Origin of the sequence: Halopseudomonas salina (assembly GCF_014637955.1) — a bacterium.
Taxonomy (GTDB): domain Bacteria; phylum Pseudomonadota; class Gammaproteobacteria; order Pseudomonadales; family Pseudomonadaceae; genus Halopseudomonas; species Halopseudomonas salina.
The window spans coordinates 105,968-126,777 of the sequence record NZ_BMFF01000002.1 but is presented as its reverse complement, the minus strand read 5'-3'; the positions used below and the strand labels follow the sequence as shown (position 1 = coordinate 126,777).

The following is a 20,810-nucleotide window of genomic DNA, read 5'->3' as shown; positions in this document are numbered from 1 at the left end:
TAATACGGGGCTCATCCGGTTTGAGCAATTCGAGGCGGGAGGGTGCGATTGACTTGTACAAGAACCGGCGTGCTTGGCATGGAGGCAGGTTGATTGGTCTGCAGCGCAGTGCCTGCCACAGACCGTGTCTGTTCAGACCCTAGGGCGCTTGTTCAGGAATACGCCGACCCTTTCCAGCGCGAGGTCGGCCACCTTGAGAATGCCGGTGTTGGCCTGAAAAACATGCCAGCACTCGGGATAGCGCTCCAGTTGCACATTCACGCCCGCAATGCGGGCCTTTTCGGCCAGTCTTAAGCTGTCGTTGAGCAGCAATTCGTCCTCACCGACCTGGATCAGCAAAGGTGGCAAGCGAGTCAGATCGTCGTTGATCGGCGATAACCCCGGATTGCGCCGGTCCATCCCGGGTGGACAAAAGAGATCGGCGGCCTGTTCGATCCAGCTTGCATTCAGCAGTGGATCACCTGACTCGGGGGCATGCAGTTGCTCGCCGGTAAAGTCGACCACGGGTGAAAAGCAGACCAGCGCGCCCGGCATATGTTGGCCCTGGCGATCCAGCTCCAGGGCGGTGATGAGTGCCAGGTGTCCTCCTGCAGAATCACCGGCCAGCACGATGTCGGCGGGTTCGTAGCCTCTGCGTAGCAGGGCCTGGTAGGCGGCTACCGCGTCGTCCCGCGCGGCGGGGAAGGGATGCTCCGGTGCTAGTCGATAGTCAAGTACACACAGATCCCGCTCGCCAGTGCGGGCCAGGGCGGCAGCCAGCCCCCTGTGAGTTGCCGGCGAGCCGATCAGGTAGGCGCCACCATGCAGATAGAGAATAATCTTGTCAGAACCCGCCGGGAGACGGTGCCATTCGCAGGGTCTGCCGGCAATCAGTTCGCGGCTGCGCTGCACTCCACCACTGACCGGCATGGCGGCCGTCAGGATGCGAATGACCGCCCGCTGGATCGCGATAGGTACACCTGGGCGTATCAGGCCGCGGAATAACAGCCGCATTACTCCGCGGATAATCGAGCTGAGTATTGGCTGGCCCGGATTGGGGTGAGTGTAATCAGCGTGCACATTCATAATCGTTGAGCTCCGGGGTCCGTGTCAGGCGGCGATAGTTGAAGGTGTAGCCCGGCCAGTTGTTGGTCTGCTTGCCTTCTGCAGTCTGGTACCAGCTATTACAGCCGCGACTCCAGATGGTGGTGCTGATATCGTCCTGGATCAGGGTGTTGAAGGCAGTCTGTACCTCGGGTTTCACGTCAATGAAGCGCAGCCCTCGCCGTGCCAGGGTCTGCAGGCAACTGATAACATAGTTGAACTGACTTTCCAGCATGTAGATGATCGAGCTGTGCCCCAGGTTGGTATTGGGGCCATAAAGCATGAACAGGTTGGGAAAGCCGCTGACGCTGATGCCCTTGTAGGCTTCGGCCCCTGCCTGCCAAGCCTCGTTCAGGTCGTGGCCGCCGCGGCCCTGTATCGTCATCGGCGCCAGAAAGTCGGTGGCGGCAAATCCGGTGCCGAAGATCAGCACGTCGGCTCTGTGTTCCTGGCCATCATCGGTTTGTATCCCGTCCGGGGTGATGGCATCAATGCCGGTGGTGATCAGCTCGACGTTGTCACGATCGACGGCCGGAAAGAAATCATTGCTGATCAGCATGCGCTTGCAGCCCATGGGGTAGTCAGGCACCAGTTGGGCGCGTTTTTGCGGATTGCTTACGCCCTTTTCCAGATGCTTGCGAAAGCTGCCTTCCATCATTTTCATCAGCGACGGAAAACTGATAAATGCCAGAGCGCGCATTTCGTGGGTCAGGTAGTGGCCGCTGCGACTGAGCTTTTGCAGAGTTGGAAAGCGCCGCAGCAATGCCTGCTCACGCTTGCCGTAGCGTCTGTCCGACTTGGCTATTACGTAGGGTGCGCTGCGCTGGAACAGCATGAGCTTGCTGACCTTGGGTGCTATCTGCGGGACGAACTGGATTGCCGAGGCGCCGGTGCCGATCACCGCCACCTGTTTATCCTGCAGATCAATGTCATGGCGCCAGCGGGCGGAGTGAAAGGCCTCGCCGTTGAAGCTGTCGAGTCCGGGAATCGAGGGGTAGATCGGACGATTGAGCTGGCCGCAGGCGGTTATCAGCGCGCGCGCCTGGTACTCACGTCCATCGGTCGTGGTGACATGCCATAGCCCGGTGTCTTCATCAAATCGGGCCTGGCTGACTTCGGTATCGAACTTGATCCGTGGGTAAAGGTGATACTTGCGTGCACAGTGGCGGATGTAATCGTGGATCTCGGCCTGCGGCGAATAGCGGCTCGACCATTCGGCGCGGGGCTCGAAGGAGAATGAGTACAGGTGCGAGGGAACGTCGCAGGCAGCCCCCGGGTAGCTGTTGTCGCGCCAGGTGCCGCCAACATCTCCCGCTTTCTCCAGAATCAGAAAATCACTGATTCCTACCTTGTCCAGACGTATTGCCAGACCTGTTCCGCCAAACCCGGCGCCGATGATCAAGGCGCTGAGTGGCGCTTCCTGTTGTTTGTTGTTGTGCATTGTTAACAGCTCCTCCAGTGCCGGGGACCGGCCTGCTCTATCCTATCCCGTTGGCAGTGAACAGGGTGAAGGCTGAATGGCCAGCGATAGCGGGATTTCAGTCAGGTCCGGGCGCTAACGCCGGGCAATATATTGCTGTGACTAATGGGTCATTATTCCTGCGATCAAGGCACGGGTGTTGGAGGCACCCGGAGAGTATCTTATGCTGCCTGATTACACATTCACCGATACACGCTGTCGATTCATTGAGGAGACCATCCCGTGACCGATCTGGACGCATTCCGTCAGGAAGCTCGTACCTGGCTTGAAGAGAACTGCCCCAAGAGCATGCGCACGCCCTTTTCCGCTGACAATGATCAGTGCTGGGGTGGCCGTGACTTCAAATTCAAGAGTGAAGAGCAGCGCCAGTGGCTCGAGCGCATGGCCGACAAGGGCTGGACAGCGCCCGACTGGCCAAAGGAATACGGCGGTGGTGGGCTGAGCCGTGAGGAGCACAAGGTTCTGCGTGAGGAGCTGTCGCGCATTCAGGCGCGCCCGGCGCTGTCCAGTTTCGGTGTGTGGATGATTGGCCCGGCGATTCTCAAGTTCGGTTCCGAAGAGCTCAAGCGCCAGCATCTGCCGAAAATGGTGCGTGGTGAGATTCGCTGGTGTCAGGGTTATAGCGAGCCCGGGGCAGGCTCTGACCTGGCTGGCCTGCAGACCAAAGCCGAGGATATGGGCGATCACTTCATCGTCAACGGTCAGAAGATCTGGACCTCCTACGCCGACAAGGCCGACTGGATGTTCTGTCTGGTGCGCACCAACCCTGACGCCAAGAAGCAGATGGGCATCAGCCTGGTGCTGTTCGATATGACCACTCCCGGTGTAAGCACACGGCCGATCAAGCTGATCTCGGGCAGCTCACCGTTCTGTGAGACCTTCCTGGACGACGTACGGGTCGATAAGGATCAGGTTGTCGGTGAGGTCAACGCTGGCTGGACCATTGCCAAGTATCTGCTGACCCACGAGCGCGAGATGATCGGCGGTATGGGTCGCACTGCCGCAGGGCAGAAAACCGTTCCGGAGTTCGCAGTCGAAGCTCTGGGTCTGGAAAACGGCAAGCTGGCTGACGGTTACCTGCGCAGCGATATTACCCGCTGGGAACTCGATGCCAAGGCGTTCGAACTGACTGCCGAGCGCGTGCTTGATGAAGTCAAGGCGGGCCAGGGCGTGGGCAACACATCGGCGATGCTCAAGTATTACGGTACCGAAGTGAACAAGCGCCGTCAGGAATTGCTGGTAGCGCTGCGCGGCAGCGACGCAATGGTCTGGGAGGGTGAGGCCTGGAATGAGGGTGCAACACCACGCACCTGGTTGCGTTCCAAGGGTAACTCGATCGAGGGCGGCACCTCGGAAATCCAGCTCAACGTGATCGCCCGCAATATTCTCGGGCTCCAGTAGAACGAATCGAGGACAGCATTCATGGCAGCTTTGGTACTCAATGAAGAACAGCAAATGCTCCGGGACGCCGCACAGGGCTTCCTGAGCGAGAACGCTCCGATCAGCCAGTTGCGCAAGCTGCGCGACGAGCGTGACGAAACAGGCTTTTCCACCGATTTGTGGAAGGGCATGGTAGAGATGGGCTTCGTCGGCACACTGGTCGATGAAGAGTTTGGGGGGTCGGCCTTTGGCAACGTGGGTATGGGTCAGGTATTTGAATATGCAGGTCGTAATCTGAGCGCCTCACCGCTGCTGTCGACCGGCGTGCTTGGCGTGTCGGTGCTGCAACTGGCCGGGTCGAAAGCGCAGAAGCAGGATCTGTTGCCGGCTATCGCCGAGGGCCGCCTGCTCACAGCATTGGCGGTGGACGAGACCCCGCGACATGCGCCAAGTCGGGTTGCCACCACCGCCCGCCGTCAGGGCGACATGTTCGTGATTGATGGCCAGAAGTCTTTCGTCATCGATGGTCACGTTGCCGACAAGCTGATCGTTTCAGTACGCACCAGTGGTGAGCTGAATGATCACGAAGGTATCAGTCTGTTGCTGGTCGATCGCGATACCGCCGGCGTCAGCGTTGAGCGGACCATCATGGTCGACAGTCGGAATGCGGCGATCGTGCGTTTCGACAATGCGCAGGTGAATGCCGACGCGCTGCTGGGCGACATTGATCAGGGGTTCGCGACGCTCGAGAAAACGCTTGATATTGCCAATGCCCAGTTGGCGGCAGAGCTGCTCGGCATCTCCCTGCAGTCCTTCGAGGTCACGGTGAAATACCTGCAGGAGCGTAAGCAGTTCGGTGTGACACTGGGTTCCTTCCAGGCTTTGCAACATCGATGTGCGCACCTGTTCAGCGAGCTCGAACTGGTCAAGTCGGTGGTCCTCAAGGCGCTGGTCGCGCTGGACGAGCAGGATCCAGAGGCATCGGTTCTGGTTAGCTTGGCCAAGGCCAAGAGTTGTGAAGTGGCCGAGCTGGCAACCAATGAAGCGGTGCAGTTGCACGGCGGCATGGGCATGACCGACGAGTTCGATGTGGGCCTGTTCATGAAGCGGGCGCGGCCGGTGCAGGCCCTGTTCGGCGATTATCGTTACCATGCTGATCGCTTTGCCAGCCTCCGCGGTTACTGATCACAGTCAGACTGTCACTGCATCACCCAAAGACCGGTCATTTGACCGGTCTTTGCGTTTGCGGACCATGGTAGGGGTGGTCAGACCCGCGACCAGCCATTAATCTTCGCACTTCTTCCACTGGCCACTCGAGGCTTTGATCATGTTACTGCGCGGACTGACCTGGCTGATTGTCTTTCAGTTGCTTGGTAGCGGCCTCAGCGTTTTGCTGTTGCCATTCCTGCCTGGGCCGATCATCGGCATGGTGCTGCTGGTGCTTTTTCTCTGTCTGCGCGGTGAAACAGGCGAGTCGCTGGATATGGCAGCCTCCGGACTGCTCAAGTATCTGCCCCTGATTCTCGTACCTCCGGCCGTCGGGGTGATGGCCTACGGCAGGGAAATTGCCGCCGACGCCACAGCGATCATGATCGCCCTGCTGTTGTCTTTCGTGCTCACTCTACCCCTGTGTGGCTGGCTGATGCAGAAACTGATCAGGCGCCAACGCAACGCGGAGAGCGGACGATGATCGGCAACTTGCATGGGGCCTGGCAGGCGGTTGCCGGGCATCCGTTGTTCCTCCTGGGACTGACGCTGGGGGCCTACCAGCTTGGATTAGCTCTATACGAGCGCACGCGTATGGCGGTCTTTCATCCGGTATTGGTGTCGGTCGCTATTCTGGTTGTATTGCTGTCGCTGCTGGGTTTTGAATATGCGGTTTACCGCGAAGCAGTCTGGCCGCTGGTGATTCTGCTCGGCCCCGCGACCGTAGCGCTGGCGGTTCCGCTGTATCTGAATTTGCGACGGATCCGGCTGTATTTCTGGCCGGTGGTGCTGACGATCCTGCTCGGCGGATTGTTTGCCACTGTCATTACCCTGTTGATTGCCTGGGCGCTGGGTGCTGACCTGATGATGTTGATGACGCTGGCGCCCAAGTCTGTCACCTCACCGATAGCCATGCTGGTGGCCGAACAGATTGGCGGTATTCCCGAGCTGGCGGCGGTATTTGTGATGTTCACCGGGGTGCTCGGGCCTCTGTTCGGTCCCTGGCTGTTGCGCAAATGCAAGATCACCGAGCCCGCCGCCTGGGGCATGGCCATGGGCATGACCGCCCACGCGGTCGGCACCTCCCGCGCGATCGAAGAGGGCGAGGAACAGGGGGCGTTTTCGGCCCTGGCGATGAGTCTGCTCGGCGCCGCCACTGCGCTGCTGTTGCCCCTGGGCGTGACTCTCTGGCTTGCATTGGCTTAGGCGTAATGCTGCGGCAATTCACCACCTGTCCTTGATCTGAATCAAGGAGCACACTTAATTCAGGAACATTCAGGACCCTGCTGCAGTCACAGCCACGATTCGTTTCGGTTGCTATGCTGACTGAGCCGGGCCGTCGGTGCCATCCATTTCCATAAGGAGCTGTGCTCATGGAGCTCGATCCCCTCCTGCTGTCGCGCATCCAGTTTGCGTTTGTGGTGTCTTTTCACGCTATCTTTCCGGTATTTACTATCGGTCTGGCCTCCTTTATCGCCTTCCTGGAAATACTCTTTTTCAAGACCGGCAATCCGGTATGGGAGCGTCTCTCCGCGTTCTGGGTGCAGGTCTTCGCCGTAGTATTCGGCATGGGCGTGGTGTCGGGTATTGTCATGTCCTTCCAGTTCGGTACCAACTGGAGTAACTATTCCTATGCGGCGGCCAACTTCCTCGGCCCTGTGCTCAGCTACGAGGTAATCACTGCCTTCTTTCTGGAGGCGGCGTTCCTCGGGGTATTGCTGTTTGGCCGCAACCGCGTGCCCAAAGGGGTGCACCTGTTTGCTGCCTGTATGGTGGCTCTGGGTACCTTCATCTCTTCCTTCTGGATTCTCGCTGCCAACAGCTGGATGCACACGCCGGCTGGTGTAGAACTGCGTGAAGGGGTGTTTTTCGTTACATCCTGGACGGAGGCGATTTTCAATCCGTCCTTCCCGTACCGGTTCATGCACATGGGCCTGGCGTCCTTCCTCACCGGTGCCTTTGTTGTAGCGGGTGTCAGCGCCTGGTACCTGCTGCGCGGGCGCGAGGTGGAGGTAAACCGCAAGGCGCTTTCCATGTGCCTGTGGCTGATACTGATCATCGCCCCAACCCAGGCAGTTGTCGGTGATTTCCATGGCCTCAATACGCTGGAGCACCAGCCGACCAAGGTGGCGGCCATGGAAGGCAACTGGGAAACGACCAAGGGTATGCCCTTGCTGTTGTTCGCCTGGCCGGATCAGGAAACCCAGAGCAACCGCTTTGAAATCGGTATTCCCAAACTGGGCAGTTATATTCTTACCCATGACTGGGAGGGCGAAGTGCCTGGTCTGAACGAGGTGCCGGCAGTGGAGCAGCCACCAGTGGCCATTGTCTTCTGGTCGTTCCGGATCATGGTCGGCCTGGGCCTGCTGATGATCGCGGTGGGCGTGACTGGCTTGCTTCTGCGCCGTAAACAGCGCTACTGGCAAACGCCGTGGTTTCTGCAGGCCCTGCGTCTGATGAGTGTGACGCCGTTCGTGGCGGTGCTGGCTGGTTGGGTGGTAACGGAAGTGGGCCGCGCGCCCTGGCTCGTCTACGGTCTGGTGACCCATGCCGAGGGGGTGACACCCTCCCTGACCGGTCCCATGGCGCTGTTTACCCTGCTTGGCTACATCCTCGTTTACGCCATGATTTTCAGTGCCGGGCTGTATTACCTGATGCGCGTATTGCAGGACGGTCTGGAGATCAACAGGCACGCCGATGACGCCGATGAGGTGCATCGTCCGGCACGTCCGCTTTCGGGCAGCGACGTCTCATTTGAACAGAAGGGGGCCTGAGCATGGATATGGAAATCTTCGATTTATCAATGATCTGGGCAATGATCATCGCCTTCGCTGTGATCATGTACGTGCTGATGGACGGCTTCGATCTGGGCGTAGGAATGCTGTTCCCGTTCGCCCCGGACGAGGATGCCCGCGATGTGATGATGAATTCGGTAGCGCCAGTCTGGGACGGTAACGAAACCTGGCTGGTGCTCGGTGGTGCTGGCTTGCTGGGTGCCTTCCCGCTGGTCTACTCGATCCTGTTGCCGGCGCTTTATATCGGTGTCTTTCTGATGCTCGCGGGTCTGATTTTCCGCGGTGTAGCCTTCGAGTTTCGCTTCAAGGCCAAGAGCTCACGCTACCTCTGGAACTGGGCGTTTGCCGGTGGCTCCTTTCTCGCAGCCTTTGCCCAGGGCGTGGTAGTGGGTTCCTACATTCAGGGTTATGAAACAGAGGGTCTTGCCTATGCGGGCGGCGCGTTCGACTGGCTGACGCCCTTCACCGTGACTACCGGGCTTGGGTTGATGGCTGGCTATGCTTTGCTGGGTTGCACCTGGTTGATCATGAAAACGGAAGGGTACATTCAGGAGTGGGCCTACGGTCTGGCGCCCTGGTTGCTGGGTGCGGTGCTGGCGGTATTTGCGATCATCAGCATCTGGACTCCCTCGGTCGATCCTGCGGCCTTCGAGCGTTGGTTCGCCGAGATTCGCTGGATATGGATCTTCCCGGTGCTGGCAACGTTCTTCGCCTTCCAGATCTGGCGTAGCCTGAGAAAGCGCAAGGAGGCGATCCCGTTTATTGCCACCATGGCGATGTTTGCGTCGACCTATTTCGGTTTGCTCTGGACCCGTTGGCCCTATGTGATTCCGCCGAACTTCACCCTATGGGATGCGGCGTCCGCGCCGGAATCACAGTTGTTCCTGCTACTCGGCATGCTGTTTGTGATTCCGATCATCCTGGCCTACACAGCCTGGACCTACTGGGTATTCCGCGGCAAGGTCCGTGTCGGTGAAGGCTATCACTGAGTCGGGGCGCCGCAGCCGTGACTGGTTGCGGCAACAGGGTCTGCCGATCAGGCCCTGGCTGCGCGCAGCGGTGGTGTTGGGTGTTTTACACACGCTGACTATCGTTGTGCAGATGGGGCTGATTGCCTGGTTAGTGCATGCATTACTGATTGCAGATGTACCCCCTGTGGCGTTGTTCTGGCCGGCTGTGGGCCTGGTTCTGGCTATCGTTTTCCGCGTCTTGATGCAATATGCCCAGGAGCGTTGCGCCCAGCATGCGAGCGCGCAGGTACGTCAGCAGGTGCGCTGCCAACTGGCTAACCATTGGGCCCTGCTGGGCCCCGTGCGTCTTGCTGACCGCTCCAGTGCGACTCTGACCAATCAATGGGTTGAGCAGGTCGAGGCCTTGGACGGTTATTACGCCCGATACCTGCCACAACAGTGGCTTGCCTTGTTGTCCCCCCTGTCGATTCTGCTGGTGGTGTTCTGGCTTGACTGGCTGGCGGCACTCTTCCTGCTGTTTGCCGCGCCGTTGATTCCGCTGTTCATGGCGCTGGTGGGCATGAGCGCGGAGAGGGTCAGTCAGCAACACGTGCTCGAAGCAGGCCGTCTGGCCGGGCATTTTCTTGATCGGGTGCGCAGCCTCACCAGCCTGCAATTGTTTGGTCAGGTGGGGGCGGCTACGCTGTCGGTAGAGGCCGCAGCCGAACGCTATCGTGCGGTAACCATGCGAACATTGCGCATTGCCTTTCTGTCTTCGGCCGTATTGGAGTTCTTCGCCTCGGTGGCCATCGCCGTGGCGGCGATGTACATCGGCTTTGGCCTGCTGGGGTATATCCAGTACGGTCCTGCGGCCCAACTGACATTGTTTTCCGGCCTGTTCATCCTGCTGCTTGCGCCGGAGTTCTTCCAGCCCCTGCGCAGCCTGGCGCAGTCCTATCACGATCGCGCTGCGGCACTCGGGGCAGCAGACAGCCTGGGCGCGTTGCAGCTCGAATCGGCAGACCTCGATCAGGCTGACAGCCTCAGCCGCGGTGCGGATGACAACAGCATATCTTTGCAGAACCTCTCACTGGCTTATCCTGAGCGGGGCCGGGTGCTCAACGACATCACCTTGACGCTCACCCGTGGCCAGGTTGTTGCGCTGGTGGGGCCGTCGGGGTCCGGTAAGTCCAGTCTTCTGCATTGCATGGCCGGCTTTGTGCAACCCGACGCCGGCAGCATCAGCCTGTTCGGTCTATTGCCCGGTCGGCAACCTGTTGCGTGGCTTGGGCAGCGGCCTTTTCTGATCCAGGGGACCTGGGCCGACAATCTACGTCTTACTGCGCCTGACGCCGATGAGCATGCCATGCTGCACGCTGTTGAGGCTGTCGGCCTGGGCTCGGTTCTGGCCGCCCAGCCAGAGGGTTTACACACGCACCTGGGGGAAGGTGGTCGCGGATTGTCCGGTGGCCAGGCACAGCGCCTGGCGCTGGCGCGCGTATGGCTGTCGGATGCGCAGCTGGTGTTGCTGGACGAACCGACGGCCAGCCTCGACGAACAGAGCGAAGCCGAGGTAATAGCAGCCCTGCGCGCGCTGGCAGGCAGTGGAAAAACCCTGATCATTGCTACCCATCATCCAGCCCTGATGGCGCTGGCGGAGCGGCGTATCGAGATCGCCCGGGGGAGACTCGTCGATGTCTGACCTCAGCCCCTGGTTGCAGATGATCATGCAGCGTCGTGGCCGCCTCTGGGTGGGTGCGCTGTTGTTGGCGCTGACGTTGTTCAGTGCGGTGGGTCTGCTGGCGCTTTCGGGTTGGTTTATCACCGCCACCGGCGTGACGGCTTTATTGTGGGCCGCCGGGCAGCGGGTGATGTTTGATGTATACATGCCGGGTGGCGGCATCCGCTTTTTTGCCCTGACGCGCACGGTGGCGCGGTACTCTGAGCGGGTTTTCAATCACAACACGGTGCTGAGCCTGCTTGCGGATCTGCGCGGCCGGCACTTTGCCGCACTGGCGGTATTGGACGGTGCTACGTTAAGCCGGCTGCGGGCAGCGCAGTGGCTCAACCGTCTGACGGCTGACATCGACACTCTCGATACGCTTTATCTGCGTCTGCTGGCACCGCCCCTGGTGGCCCTGCTGGGCGTTGTGCTGGTAAGCGCTCTGATCGCGGTTTTTCATCTTTCCCTGGCGTTGTTGATCGGAGTAGTGCTGCTTGCTGTGTTGTTGATTCTGACGTTGGGGATGGCGCGAATTGGCTTGCACTACAGCGCGCGGCGGGTAGAGCAACTGGACGGATTGCGGGTGCAGGCCGTTGAGCAGTTACAGGGTATGGCTGAGCTGACAGCGGCGGGCACCCTGGAGCTGCACCGCCGGCACCTGCTCCAACGCAGCCAGCAGATGCTCGACGATCAACTGGCGCTCCAGGGTCGTATTGCGCTGGGTCAGGCACTGGCAACTCTGGGTGTCATGGGCGCCGTGGTGGTTGGTCTGTTCGGCGCCATCCAGGCGTATTCCGAAGGGCTGTTGTCCGGCCCGGTGGCGGTGATGATCCCGCTGGCGCTGATGGCATTGAGCGAAGGATTTGCCGGTCTGCCCGCGGCCTTTGCCCAATATGGTAGCACCCGGGCAGCGGCCAGACGGTTGAACCAGCAGACGGCAATGAGTACGGCTCTGGTGGACCCGGAAAAACCCGCCGAAGTACCGACTGATCTGACCCTGCAATGGCAGGATGTGTGCGTGCCGTACGCAGGTTTGCAAAACGTCAATCTGACTCTTCATCATGGAGAGCGATTGGCTTTGATCGGACCCTCAGGCTCGGGGAAATCGACGCTGGCAGCGCTGGCTGCGCGTCTGATTGATCCGGAGATCGGCCAGATGACTGTGGGCGGCACTCCGCTGGGCGGCATACAGTTGGGCAGCACCCGGCTGCATCAACTGTCGCTGACCCAATGGCGGGCGCAAGTGGGCTATCTGACGCAACAGACCGAATTACTCCACGACAGCATCGCCGCCAACCTGTTACTGGGCAATCCTGCCGCAACTGACGAACAGCTCTGGCGGGTGTTGGAGATGGTTGACCTGGCCGAGTTGGTCAGTGGTTTGCCTGCCGGGATCAACACCTGGGTCGGCGAATCAGGCAAGCAGTTCTCGGGCGGGGAGGGGCGACGACTGGCTCTGGCCCGGGTACTGCTCAAGGAGGCGCCAGTGGTGATTCTGGACGAGCCCTTCAGCGGTCTGGATGCGGCGACGCGCAAGCGTGTAATCGCCCGCATGGAACCCTGGCTTGCCGGGCGAACGGCACTGCTGCTGGGGCATGATGCAGGTTTGCTGCCCCAGGCCGGCCGAGTATTGTCGATGGCCGACCTGTAGGCATCAAGTCGCGGACCTACCGCATTACCAGGTATCCACAAAGGGGCGCAGCCCCTTACGCAGTGACTCGGTGGGTGCCGAGTTGAGACCCCGCAGCAGCCAGTCCCGGGTTTCCAGCGGATCAATTACCGCGTCGATCTCCAGGAAGCTCGCCATGCTCACGCCCTTGCCCCGCTGATACAGCTCGGCGACCAGTTTCTCGTACATCGCGTTACGCTCGTTTTCATCCTCGATAGCTGCCAGCTCCTTGGCGTAACCCAGGCGTACCGCGCCTTCCAGACCCATAGCGCCAAACTCGCTGCTGGGCCAGGCGATGGTGAACAGCGGCGCCTGGAAGCTGCCGGCGGCCATGGCCTGGGCACCCAGCCCATAGCCCTTGCGCAGCACTACGGTCATGAACGGGATCTTCAGACTGGCTGCGGTGACGAACATGCGCGAGACGTGGCGCACGGTCGCCTGTTGCTCGGCTTCCGGTCCGACCATGAAACCGGGCGTGTCGCACAGCGAGACCATCGGCAGGCCATGGGCCTGGCACAGCTGCATGAAGCGGGCGGCTTTGTCGCCACCCGCTGCATCGATCGCGCCGCCCAGATGCATGGGGTTGTTGGCCAGCAGACCGAACGGGCGGCCTTCGATACGGATCAGTGCGGTGATCATGCCGGGGGCGAACTGACGGCGCAGCTCCAGCACCGAGCCGCTATCGGCCAAGGTCCCGATGACCTGGCGGATGTCGTAAACACGCAAACGATTTTCCGGGATCAGGTGGCGCAATTCGCGCTGGTCGGCGGTTTCCCAGTTCTTCATGTCGCCCTGGAAGTAGGCCAGGTATTGCTTGGCCACGCGTGTGGCTTCAGCCTCGTCCTTGACGACCACATCCACCACGCCGTTGGGACCTTGCACGCTGGTGGGCCCGACCTGCTCCGGCGTATAGCTGCCCAGGCCGCCACCCTCGATCATAGCCGGTCCGGCCATACCGATGGTCGCGTTCTCGGTGGCGATGACTACGTCGCAACACCCCAGCAAGGCGGCGTTGCCGGCGAAACAGCGACCGGAAACCACACCCACTAGCGGCACCTGACCGCTCAGGCTGGCCATGCGCATGAACGTGGTGCAGTCCAGACCGGCAACGCCCACCTTGTCGATATCACCGGGCCGGCCGCCGCCGCCCTCGGTAAAGAACACCACGGGCAACTTCCATTTCTCGGCCAGATCGAGCATGCGGTCGGTTTTCTTGTGGTTCATCGCGCCCTGGGTGCCGGCGAATACGGTGTAGTCGTAGGACAGGGCCATGCAGCGACTGACGTGCTCGCCAAACAGGTCGGCATTGATAGTGCCGATGCCATTGATCAAGCCGTCCGCCGGGCTCATGGCCAAGAGCTCTTCATGGGTGCGACGGCCGCGTTGTGCCGCCAGGGCCATGGAGCCGTATTCCTTGAAGCTGCCGTCATCGAGCAGGTCTGCGAGATTTTCGCGGGCGGTGCGCTGACCGGTCTTGCGCCTTTTTGCAACGGCGGCAGGGCGGCGCTCGTCGGTCAGGTCGGCCTGCCGTTCGAGGACTTCGGCGAGATCGGCACGAATATGCGCAATATCGATCTGCTCTTCGTTGGATTGCTCGCCTGCGGCCACATCGGCGGGTTCGAGGAACAGCAATGGACTGCCTTCGAACAGACTGGCGCCAGCTTCGACCAGTAGCTCGCGGACGATACCGCTTTGCGTGGCCTTGACCTCGAATTCCATTTTCATCGATTCCATCACGGCGACCTGTTGGCCGACCGCAATGGCATCACCGGGCTGCACTGACAGAGCAACCAGCACACCTTGCACGGGCGCGTTCAGCGGCTCGGTACCCGGGGGCGCGGTGATCTGACTGGCGTTCTGGTGGGCTTGCGCAGTTTTCTGTGGGAAAAACAGGTTTGGGTGCGCGCTCCTGTCGACCAGCTCAGCAGCATGCTGCTCGATAAACGCAGTAGTGACGTCATTGGCCTGAACCTGTGCATTGCCGAGCAGGTTCTGCAGAAAGGCAAGATTGCTGCTGACACCTTCCAGCCGAAACTCGCAGAGGGCGCGATAGGCGCGGCGCAGCACGGCGGGGTAATCGGCATCGGCCTGAACAATGACCTTGGCCAGCAGGGAGTCGAAGCTGGGGCTGGTGGTGTAGCCACTGTAACCGTATCCGTCGACCCTGATGCCCGGCCCACTGGGTGGCTCGTAGGCGGTAAGGGTGCCGCCAGCGGGGCGGGCACTGCCATCGGCAGACATGTTTTCCAGATTGACCCGTAGCTGCACTGCAAATCCGCGCGGGGCCGGGATCTGCGACTGGGTCAACCGTAGGTCGCTGAGCGTCGCCCCGGCAGCCAGGCGAATCTGAATCTGCGCCAGATCCAGGCCGGTGACCGCTTCGGTAACGGTGTGCTCGACCTGGATGCGCGGGTTGGCTTCCATGAACACGAAGTCGCCAGCATCTTCGTCGAGCAGAAATTCGAAAGTACCCAGACCGCGATAGCCTGCTGTCTTGGCCAGGGTCAGGGCTGCTTCCAGCAACTGGTCACGTTGCTCCGGGGCAAGGCTCGGGCTTGGCGCTACTTCCAGCAGTTTCTGGTTGCGCCGCTGCAGGGTACATTCGCGTTCCCATACATGGCTAACGTTGCTGCCATCACCGATGATCTGCACTTCGATATGCCGGGCATTGCGAATCAGTCGCTCAACGTAGAGATCACCGGTGCCGAAGGCGGCCTGGGCTTCCGAGGTGCAGCGGGCATAGGCCTCGTCGAGTTCATCCAGGCTATATACAGCGCGCATCCCGCGGCCACCGCCACCGGCCAGGGCCTTGAGCATCACTGCTCCGCCCGGGCCTTGATCCTGCAGAAATTGCATGGCCTGTTCGAGGCTGGTTGCCTGGTTGGTGCCCTGGCCCAGCGGTACGCCGCACTGGCTGGCCAGGCGTCGGGCACTGGCCTTGTCGCCAAAGGTGTCGAGTACCGAGGCGTCGGGCCCAATGAAGACGATGCCGGCGCTATGGCAGCGGCGGGCGAAATCCGCGTTTTCGCTGAGAAAACCGTACCCTGGATGTATCGCATCGCAGCCGTGCTCACGTGCTATGGCAATGATCTGCGCTGCGTCCAGGTAGGCGCTGGCACCGCGACCGCTCAGGGCTACCGCCTGATCGGCCTTGCGCACATGCAGGGATTCGCTGTCATCTTCGGCGTAGATGGCAAGGGTAGGGATATCCAGTTCAGCCGCGGCGCGGGCCAGGCGGATGGCGATCTCGCCGCGATTGGCGATCAGCAGACGCTTGAAGTTCATATCAGATCCATTCCTGCAGTTCCTGTTTTTTGACCTTGCCGGTTGCTGTCATGGGTAAGGATTCGACCAGCCGGATTTCGGGTATCTTGTACACCGCCATGGCTTTCTTGCACCACTGATGTAATACGTCGGCAGTCAGTCCGCTGCCGGGCTTGGCGACTATAAAAGCCAGAGGCATCTCACCACGCTGTTCGTCCGCCCGGCCGATCACTGCCGAAGCCAGAATGTCCGGATGCTGGCCGAGCATCGCTTCGAGCTCACTGGGGAACACGCTCATGCCGTTGACCTTGAGCATTTCCTTGCGTCGTCCCAGATAGCGAATGTGGCCCTGTTCGGTGATCACGCCGCTGTCGCCGGTATGCAGCCAGCCATCACGCAGGGCCTCGGCGCTGGCCTCGGGCTTGTTCCAGTAACCCTTGAGCAGTGACGGTGTGCGCACGCACAGTTCACCCTCGGCACCCAGGGGTAGCAGCTCGCCGGTGGCGAAATCACACACCTTGAATTCGGTGCCGGGTACCGGCAGGCCGACAAAGGTGGGCGCCGAGCGCAAATCGAAGTCGTCATCCTGCATGCCGGCGGTAAAGGTATCGCAGGTATGCGTCTCGGTCATGCCGAAACTGGTTTCGAACAGGGTGCAGCCGGTCAGCTCGCGCCAGCGGCGACGATATTCCGGTGTGAGCTTTTTTATAAAGGAAACGCAGCTGGTGACGGCAAGGGAGCTGAAGTCGAACTCGCTGACCCTCGGGTGATCCAGTACTTCCGAAGCGCTGTCGACCAACAGGCCGGTGTGGCCGACCCGGTAATGCTGCACTGCACTCATGAACGCAAGGGCATCCCACCGCGCCAGCAGCACCATGGTGGTTCCGGCAAAGACGGGAAACAGCAGGCCGGCATTTTCGCCGGCAATCCAGAATTCCGGCATGAAATTCAGGCTCACACGGTCCAGATCCAGACCCAGGGCGACAGGCATGAAGCTGGCGCAGGTATAAAGCATGTCGCCATGAGTGTGTATGCAGCCCTTGGGCAGGCCGGTGGTGCCGCCGGTGTAGTTCAGTGCGGCAATATCATCCAGCTGCAGTTCCGGCAGGTTCGTTGCAGGTGCGAGCTTTTCCAGGGCCGGCAGCATATCGATGCTGTCGGTAATGGCCAGTTTGGGCGCCTGCAGCAGATCGGGTACGGGTATCGAGGGAGTGGTGGGGCACAGTTCGGAGAGGCTGGTACTGATGACCAGTTTCAGGTCGGTTTCGGCCCGCACTTCGCGTATCACCGGCAGCAGCTGATCAAAACAGACTATGGCGCTGGCGCCGCTGTCCTGGAGTTGATAGCCCAACTCCATACCCTTGGCCATCGGGCTGACGGGAGCGTGAATGGCTCCGGCTTTCAGAATGCCGTAGAAGGCGATGTGTAATTGCGGGCAATTGGGCATGAACACCGCAACCCGGTCGCCGGCGCCGATACCGTGCTGGTAGAGCAGCGCAGAGAAGCGATCACTGAGATCGTCCAGTTCTGCATAGCTGAGCTGGTGGCCGTAGAAATGGATGGCGGTTTTATCCGGAGTGCTTTTTGCCCAGTGCTGCAGATAGCGGGTGATTGGCTGCTCGCCCAGGGGGTAAACAGCTTCGGTGGGTGCGCCCCTCGGCCAGGCTGCTTCCTGCAGGTTACGCAATGTCGACAGATACTCATGTTCCCGCATCGGCTTGTCTCCGTGGATTATTGATCTTGTGCTGAGCAGCTTAGGCCCAGGAAGCCGCGGGGTGAAGCGAAGGTTATTCATCTATAATCATGAATCAATTTCATAATATTGGGAGGGCGGCGGGGTGAGTGTCGCACGCTACCGATCCAGAGCTTCTTCACATGAATGAAATGAATGGCATTCCATCGCTTGCGCGCATGGATCTGAACCTCTTCAGGGTTTTCGAAGTGATTTTTCGCGAACGCAGTCTGACGCGCTCGGCAGCGGTACTGCATGTCAGTCAGTCTGCGGTCAGTCATTCCCTTGCACGCCTGCGCGAGCATTTTGCGGATCCACTTTTTGTACGTGAGGGGCGAGGCGTCATGCCTACTGTGCTGGCGCAGAGGCTGGCGCCAGTGATCAGCGATAGTCTGGCGCGCTTGCAGAGGAGTCTGGAGGGGCTGCAGGACTTCGACCCCTTGCGTGATGAGCGCACCTTTACCTTGAGTCTGCCGGAGCAACTGGAGATGGTATTGCTGCCTCCCTTGCTCACCCACCTACGTCGCAGCGCTCCCGGATGCAGGGTGCGCACGGCGGGGCTGAGATGGTCGGAGCTGAAGTTGGAACTGGCAGCCGGGCGCATTGACCTGGCGGTACAGATCGCGCGGCCGGTAGAGGCCAGTCTGCGCCAGATGCAGTTGCTGTCGGAGCCCCTCTGCGTGGTTGCAGGACCGGGTTTCGAGGGCGAGTTGACTACCGATCGATACCTTGAAAGCGACCATATTGCTGTAGCGTCATGGCGTCGAGGGTTATCCTATGAAGATCTGGCGCTGGGGCATATGGGTTTGATGCGACGGGTCGTGCAGCGGTGTCAGAACTACCAGGCCGCCAGCCTGGTAGTGGCGCAGAGTGACTTGCTGCTGACCATGTCACGGCGTCATGCAGAGCTGGTAAATGCGGCACTTGGCAATCGCTTGCTGGATATGCCGCTACCGTTGCCCTCTATCGGCCTCAACCTGTACTGGCATGAGGCCGCGGAGCACGACCCAGTGAACCGCTGGCTGCGCCAGCAGGTATCTGCTCTGGCTCAGAACAGTTCGAGAGGTGTGACGGCGCCTTCGCTTGAGTAGCCGCCGGCATCCAGTTCGCTGAATGAGGGAGGGGCGTCCTCCTCCTTGAATACTTCGAACAGGGCGTTGTCGCTTCCGGGTCGGGCGGTCCGGCCGGTATCAGGATCAATCCGCGCGTTCACCAGCCCATCCGGCATGGGTTGGGTGCTCTCCGGTCGGTCTTCCAGAGCTTCGGCCATGAATGTCATCCATACTGGAAGTGCTGCTGTACCGCCGTATTCCCTGCGGCCCAGAGTGGCTGGCTGGTCGAACCCAACATACACCGTGGCAACCAGGTCGCCGTTGTATCCGGAGAACCAGGCGTCCTTCTGCTCGTTGGTGGTGCCGGTCTTGCCCGCCAGGTCAGGCCGCTGCAATGCACGCGCCCGGGCAGCGGTGCCGCGGGTGATGACGTCCTTGAGCATGCTGGTTAGCTGGTAGGTTGTGCGAGGGTCAATCACACGCTCTGCCGAAGGTATCTCCAAATCCGGCACTGTCGATATTGCACGGTATTGTTCTACACGTAGCTGATGGGCTTCGATCACCTTGGGCGTAACTGCGGGTCTGGCAAAGTCGATGACTCCGCTCTGGTGGTCCTGAATCCGCTCGATCAGGTACGGTTTGACTGCGTAGCCGCCATTGGCAATGGTGGTGTAACCCTGGGCAATCTGCAGCGGCGTCAGTTCCGGTGTTCCCAGGGCGGCTGAAAGATTTCGCGGTAGTTCGCGACGACTGAAACCGAAGCGTTCAATGTAGGTAAGCGCCCGATCCACACCGATGTCCTGCAGCAGGCGGATAGAGACCAGATTGCGTGAGCGGTAGAGTGCTTCACGCAGTCTGATCGGGCCGAGAAAATCGCCCCCCGAGTTTCTTGGCCGCCATGCTTCTTCCATGTGGCCATCATCTACTACCAGAGGCGCATCGTTCACCAGGCTTGCGGGTGTATAGCCATGGTCGAGAGCTGCACTGTAGAGAAAGGGTTTGAAGCTGGAGCCTGGCTGACGTTTCGCCTGGGTGACACGGTTATATTTACTTTGCTCGAAGGAGAAGCCGCCGACCAGAGCCTGAATGCTGCCGTCGTCCGGAGAGAGCACTACCAGGGCCCCCTGGGCTTTTGGAATCTGGGCGAGCCGATAGCGAACATCTTCTTCATGCATTACCCGGATGATGTCCCCAACATCGAGCACGTCCGAAGGGGACCTCGGATTTGGCCCCAGGCTGTTGGTGTTGATGTGCTTTCGGGCCCAGCGCATGCCTTCCCAGGGTATCTCGCCGAGGGCGCCGCCGCGCATCTGAATCAGAGCTTTATCAGCGCTGACGGCAGTGACGACTGCGGGCAATAATCCGCCCATCTCCCGGTAGGGCCTAAGAAGGGTTTCCCACTGATCGGGCGTAGCTTCAGGGTTGCTCGCCTCCGGCCCCTTGTATCCGTGCCGCCGGTCGTATTCCATGAGACCTTCACGCAGTGAGCGGTTGGCGAGGGTCTGCAGGCTGCTATCGACAGTGGTGTAAACATGATAGCCGCTTGTGTAGGCGTCATCACCGAAACGCTCGACCATCTCCAGGCGAGCCATTTCAGCGACATAGGGCGCCTCGAGCTCGGCCTTTGCCTCGTACTTGGTCGCCTTTATCGGCTTGGCGACAGCGTCTTCATAGGTTTGCTGATCGATATTGCCAAGACTGAGCATTCGGCCCAGAATCCAGTTACGACGAATCAACGTTCTTTCCGGATTGGAGACAGGGTTGTAACGTGATGGAGCCTTTGGCAGGCTGGCGATCATGGCCAGATCGGCAAGGTCGAGTTGGTCAATCGACTTGCCAAAGTAGATCTGGGCTGCAGCCTCTATTCCATATGCACGATTGCCCAAATATATCTTGTTGACGTAGAGTTCGAATATCTCCCGTTTATCGAGGCTTCGCTCTATTTGCAGAGCAAGCAGAATTTCGTTGAATTTGCGGGAAAAAACACGTTCGCTGCTCAAGAAATAGTTCTTTGCCACCTGCATGGTGATAGTACTACCGCCTGTTTGGATCTGGCCGGTTTGTACCAGTTCAACAACAGCGCGCAGCAGGCCCATCGGGTCTACGCCACGATGGTTTAGAAAATTGTCGTCTTCAGCGGCCAGCAAAGCATTGATGAAATCGGGCGGTATCTGGTCATAGCTTATTGGAATTCGACGCATCTCACCGAATTCTGCTATGAGTCGATTATCTGTGCTATATATCCGCAAAGGGGTTTGTAACTGAAGGTCACGTAAAGCGTCGACATCAGGCAAATCCGGGCTGAGATACAGGGCTACCCCGCTCAAAACAAGGATTGGGGCACTGACGAGAGCAATTATTGACCAGAATATAAATTTTAAAAATGGCATGGGGGAGAAGCGAATTCCCTGTCAAATGAAATGGTTAGGGATGAGGCCAGATGAGAACGGGTTAACAGACTCCATTATAAGCGTAT

At 59.8% G+C, this 20,810-nt stretch carries 14 protein-coding genes; 9 read left to right on the top strand and 5 right to left on the bottom strand.

Translation table 11 applies throughout. The annotated features are described in order from the left end of the window. Positions 1 to 132: 132 nt before the first annotated feature. Positions 133 to 1,065 (bottom strand): alpha/beta hydrolase, encoded by a 933-nt coding sequence (locus tag IEV54_RS04505; RefSeq protein WP_150276155.1) that lies wholly within the window; start codon positions 1,063 to 1,065, stop codon positions 133 to 135. Beyond that, the gene (locus tag IEV54_RS04500) at positions 1,049 to 2,524 is read right to left on the bottom strand and encodes a flavin-containing monooxygenase (protein WP_150276154.1); all 1,476 of its coding nucleotides are present in this window, start codon (positions 2,522 to 2,524) and stop codon (positions 1,049 to 1,051) included. The genes IEV54_RS04505 and IEV54_RS04500 overlap by 17 nt, the downstream gene beginning before the upstream one ends. Positions 2,525 to 2,785: 261 nt before the next feature. On the opposite strand from IEV54_RS04500, the gene IEV54_RS04495 reads away from it, so the two are divergent. From IEV54_RS04495 to cydC, 8 genes are all read left to right on the top strand, one after another. Beyond that, a complete protein-coding gene (locus IEV54_RS04495) occupies positions 2,786 to 3,964 on the top strand; it encodes an acyl-CoA dehydrogenase family protein (RefSeq protein ID WP_150276153.1) in 1,179 nt (392 codons plus the stop codon). A 21-nt stretch (positions 3,965 to 3,985) separates the two neighbouring features. Further along, positions 3,986 to 5,128, top strand: a complete 1,143-nt coding sequence (locus IEV54_RS04490) for an acyl-CoA dehydrogenase family protein (RefSeq protein WP_150276152.1) — start codon at positions 3,986 to 3,988, stop codon at positions 5,126 to 5,128. Between the two features lie 142 nt (positions 5,129 to 5,270). Then, positions 5,271 to 5,633 (top strand): CidA/LrgA family protein, encoded by a 363-nt coding sequence (locus tag IEV54_RS04485; RefSeq protein WP_150276151.1) that lies wholly within the window; start codon positions 5,271 to 5,273, stop codon positions 5,631 to 5,633. Continuing rightward, complete coding sequence (locus tag IEV54_RS04480; RefSeq protein WP_150276150.1) at positions 5,630 to 6,355, top strand: LrgB family protein; 726 nt, start codon at positions 5,630 to 5,632, stop codon at positions 6,353 to 6,355. Before IEV54_RS04485 ends, IEV54_RS04480 begins: the two co-directional genes overlap by 4 nt. A 167-nt stretch (positions 6,356 to 6,522) precedes the next feature. Then, positions 6,523 to 7,923 carry a cytochrome ubiquinol oxidase subunit I gene (locus tag IEV54_RS04475; protein WP_150276149.1) on the top strand — a complete coding sequence of 467 codons (1,401 nt, stop codon included), beginning with the start codon at positions 6,523 to 6,525 and terminating at the stop codon, positions 7,921 to 7,923. Between the two features lie 8 nt (positions 7,924 to 7,931). Continuing rightward, positions 7,932 to 8,933 carry a cytochrome d ubiquinol oxidase subunit II gene (gene cydB / locus IEV54_RS04470; RefSeq protein WP_150276692.1) on the top strand — a complete coding sequence of 334 codons (1,002 nt, stop codon included), beginning with the start codon at positions 7,932 to 7,934 and terminating at the stop codon, positions 8,931 to 8,933. Then, the gene (cydD, locus tag IEV54_RS04465; protein ID WP_223825337.1) at positions 8,917 to 10,596 is read left to right on the top strand and encodes a thiol reductant ABC exporter subunit CydD; all 1,680 of its coding nucleotides are present in this window, start codon (positions 8,917 to 8,919) and stop codon (positions 10,594 to 10,596) included. The genes cydB and cydD overlap by 17 nt, the downstream gene beginning before the upstream one ends. Next, a complete protein-coding gene (gene cydC, locus IEV54_RS04460) occupies positions 10,589 to 12,268 on the top strand; it encodes a thiol reductant ABC exporter subunit CydC (protein ID WP_150276148.1) in 1,680 nt (559 codons plus the stop codon). Before cydD ends, cydC begins: the two co-directional genes overlap by 8 nt. Before the next feature lie 24 nt (positions 12,269 to 12,292). Here cydC and IEV54_RS04455 read toward each other — a convergent pair whose 3' ends face one another. Both IEV54_RS04455 and IEV54_RS04450 read right to left on the bottom strand, forming a co-directional pair. After that, complete coding sequence (locus IEV54_RS04455; RefSeq protein ID WP_150276147.1) at positions 12,293 to 15,571, bottom strand: carboxyl transferase domain-containing protein; 3,279 nt, start codon at positions 15,569 to 15,571, stop codon at positions 12,293 to 12,295. A gap of 1 nt (position 15,572) precedes the next feature. Next, the gene (locus IEV54_RS04450) at positions 15,573 to 17,264 is read right to left on the bottom strand and encodes an AMP-binding protein (protein WP_150276146.1); all 1,692 of its coding nucleotides are present in this window, start codon (positions 17,262 to 17,264) and stop codon (positions 15,573 to 15,575) included. A 161-nt stretch (positions 17,265 to 17,425) separates the two neighbouring features. Between IEV54_RS04450 and IEV54_RS04445 the strand changes: the two genes are divergently transcribed. Further along, positions 17,426 to 18,373, top strand: coding sequence for a LysR family transcriptional regulator (locus IEV54_RS04445; RefSeq protein WP_150276145.1), 948 nt, complete (start codon positions 17,426 to 17,428; stop codon positions 18,371 to 18,373). Here the strand turns inward: IEV54_RS04445 and IEV54_RS04440 are convergent. Then, on the bottom strand, positions 18,331 to 20,724 hold the full coding sequence (locus IEV54_RS04440; protein WP_150276144.1) for a penicillin-binding protein 1A: 2,394 nt from the start codon (positions 20,722 to 20,724) through the stop codon (positions 18,331 to 18,333). The two genes, IEV54_RS04445 and IEV54_RS04440, sit on opposite strands and share 43 nt — an antisense overlap. Between the last annotated feature and the right edge of the window lie 86 nt (positions 20,725 to 20,810).

Excerpts from the sequence above, each read along its gene's own strand:
- IEV54_RS04485 (WP_150276151.1), top strand. The coding sequence starts at position 5,271 with ATGTTACTGCGCGGACTGACCTGGCTGATTGTCTTTCAGTTGCTTGGT.
- cydB (WP_150276692.1), top strand. The coding sequence starts at position 7,932 with ATGGAAATCTTCGATTTATCAATGATCTGGGCAATGATCATCGCCTTC.
- IEV54_RS04440 (WP_150276144.1), bottom strand. The coding sequence starts at position 20,724 with ATGCCATTTTTAAAATTTATATTCTGGTCAATAATTGCTCTCGTCAGT.
- IEV54_RS04475 (WP_150276149.1), top strand. The coding sequence starts at position 6,523 with ATGGAGCTCGATCCCCTCCTGCTGTCGCGCATCCAGTTTGCGTTTGTG.
- IEV54_RS04480 (WP_150276150.1), top strand. The coding sequence starts at position 5,630 with ATGATCGGCAACTTGCATGGGGCCTGGCAGGCGGTTGCCGGGCATCCG.
- IEV54_RS04445 (WP_150276145.1), top strand. The coding sequence starts at position 17,426 with ATGAATGAAATGAATGGCATTCCATCGCTTGCGCGCATGGATCTGAAC.
- IEV54_RS04500 (WP_150276154.1), bottom strand. The coding sequence starts at position 2,524 with ATGCACAACAACAAACAACAGGAAGCGCCACTCAGCGCCTTGATCATC.
- IEV54_RS04455 (WP_150276147.1), bottom strand. The coding sequence starts at position 15,571 with ATGAACTTCAAGCGTCTGCTGATCGCCAATCGCGGCGAGATCGCCATC.
- IEV54_RS04450 (WP_150276146.1), bottom strand. The coding sequence starts at position 17,264 with ATGCGGGAACATGAGTATCTGTCGACATTGCGTAACCTGCAGGAAGCA.
- IEV54_RS04505 (WP_150276155.1), bottom strand. The coding sequence starts at position 1,065 with ATGAATGTGCACGCTGATTACACTCACCCCAATCCGGGCCAGCCAATA.
- cydC (WP_150276148.1), top strand. The coding sequence starts at position 10,589 with ATGTCTGACCTCAGCCCCTGGTTGCAGATGATCATGCAGCGTCGTGGC.
- IEV54_RS04490 (WP_150276152.1), top strand. The coding sequence starts at position 3,986 with ATGGCAGCTTTGGTACTCAATGAAGAACAGCAAATGCTCCGGGACGCC.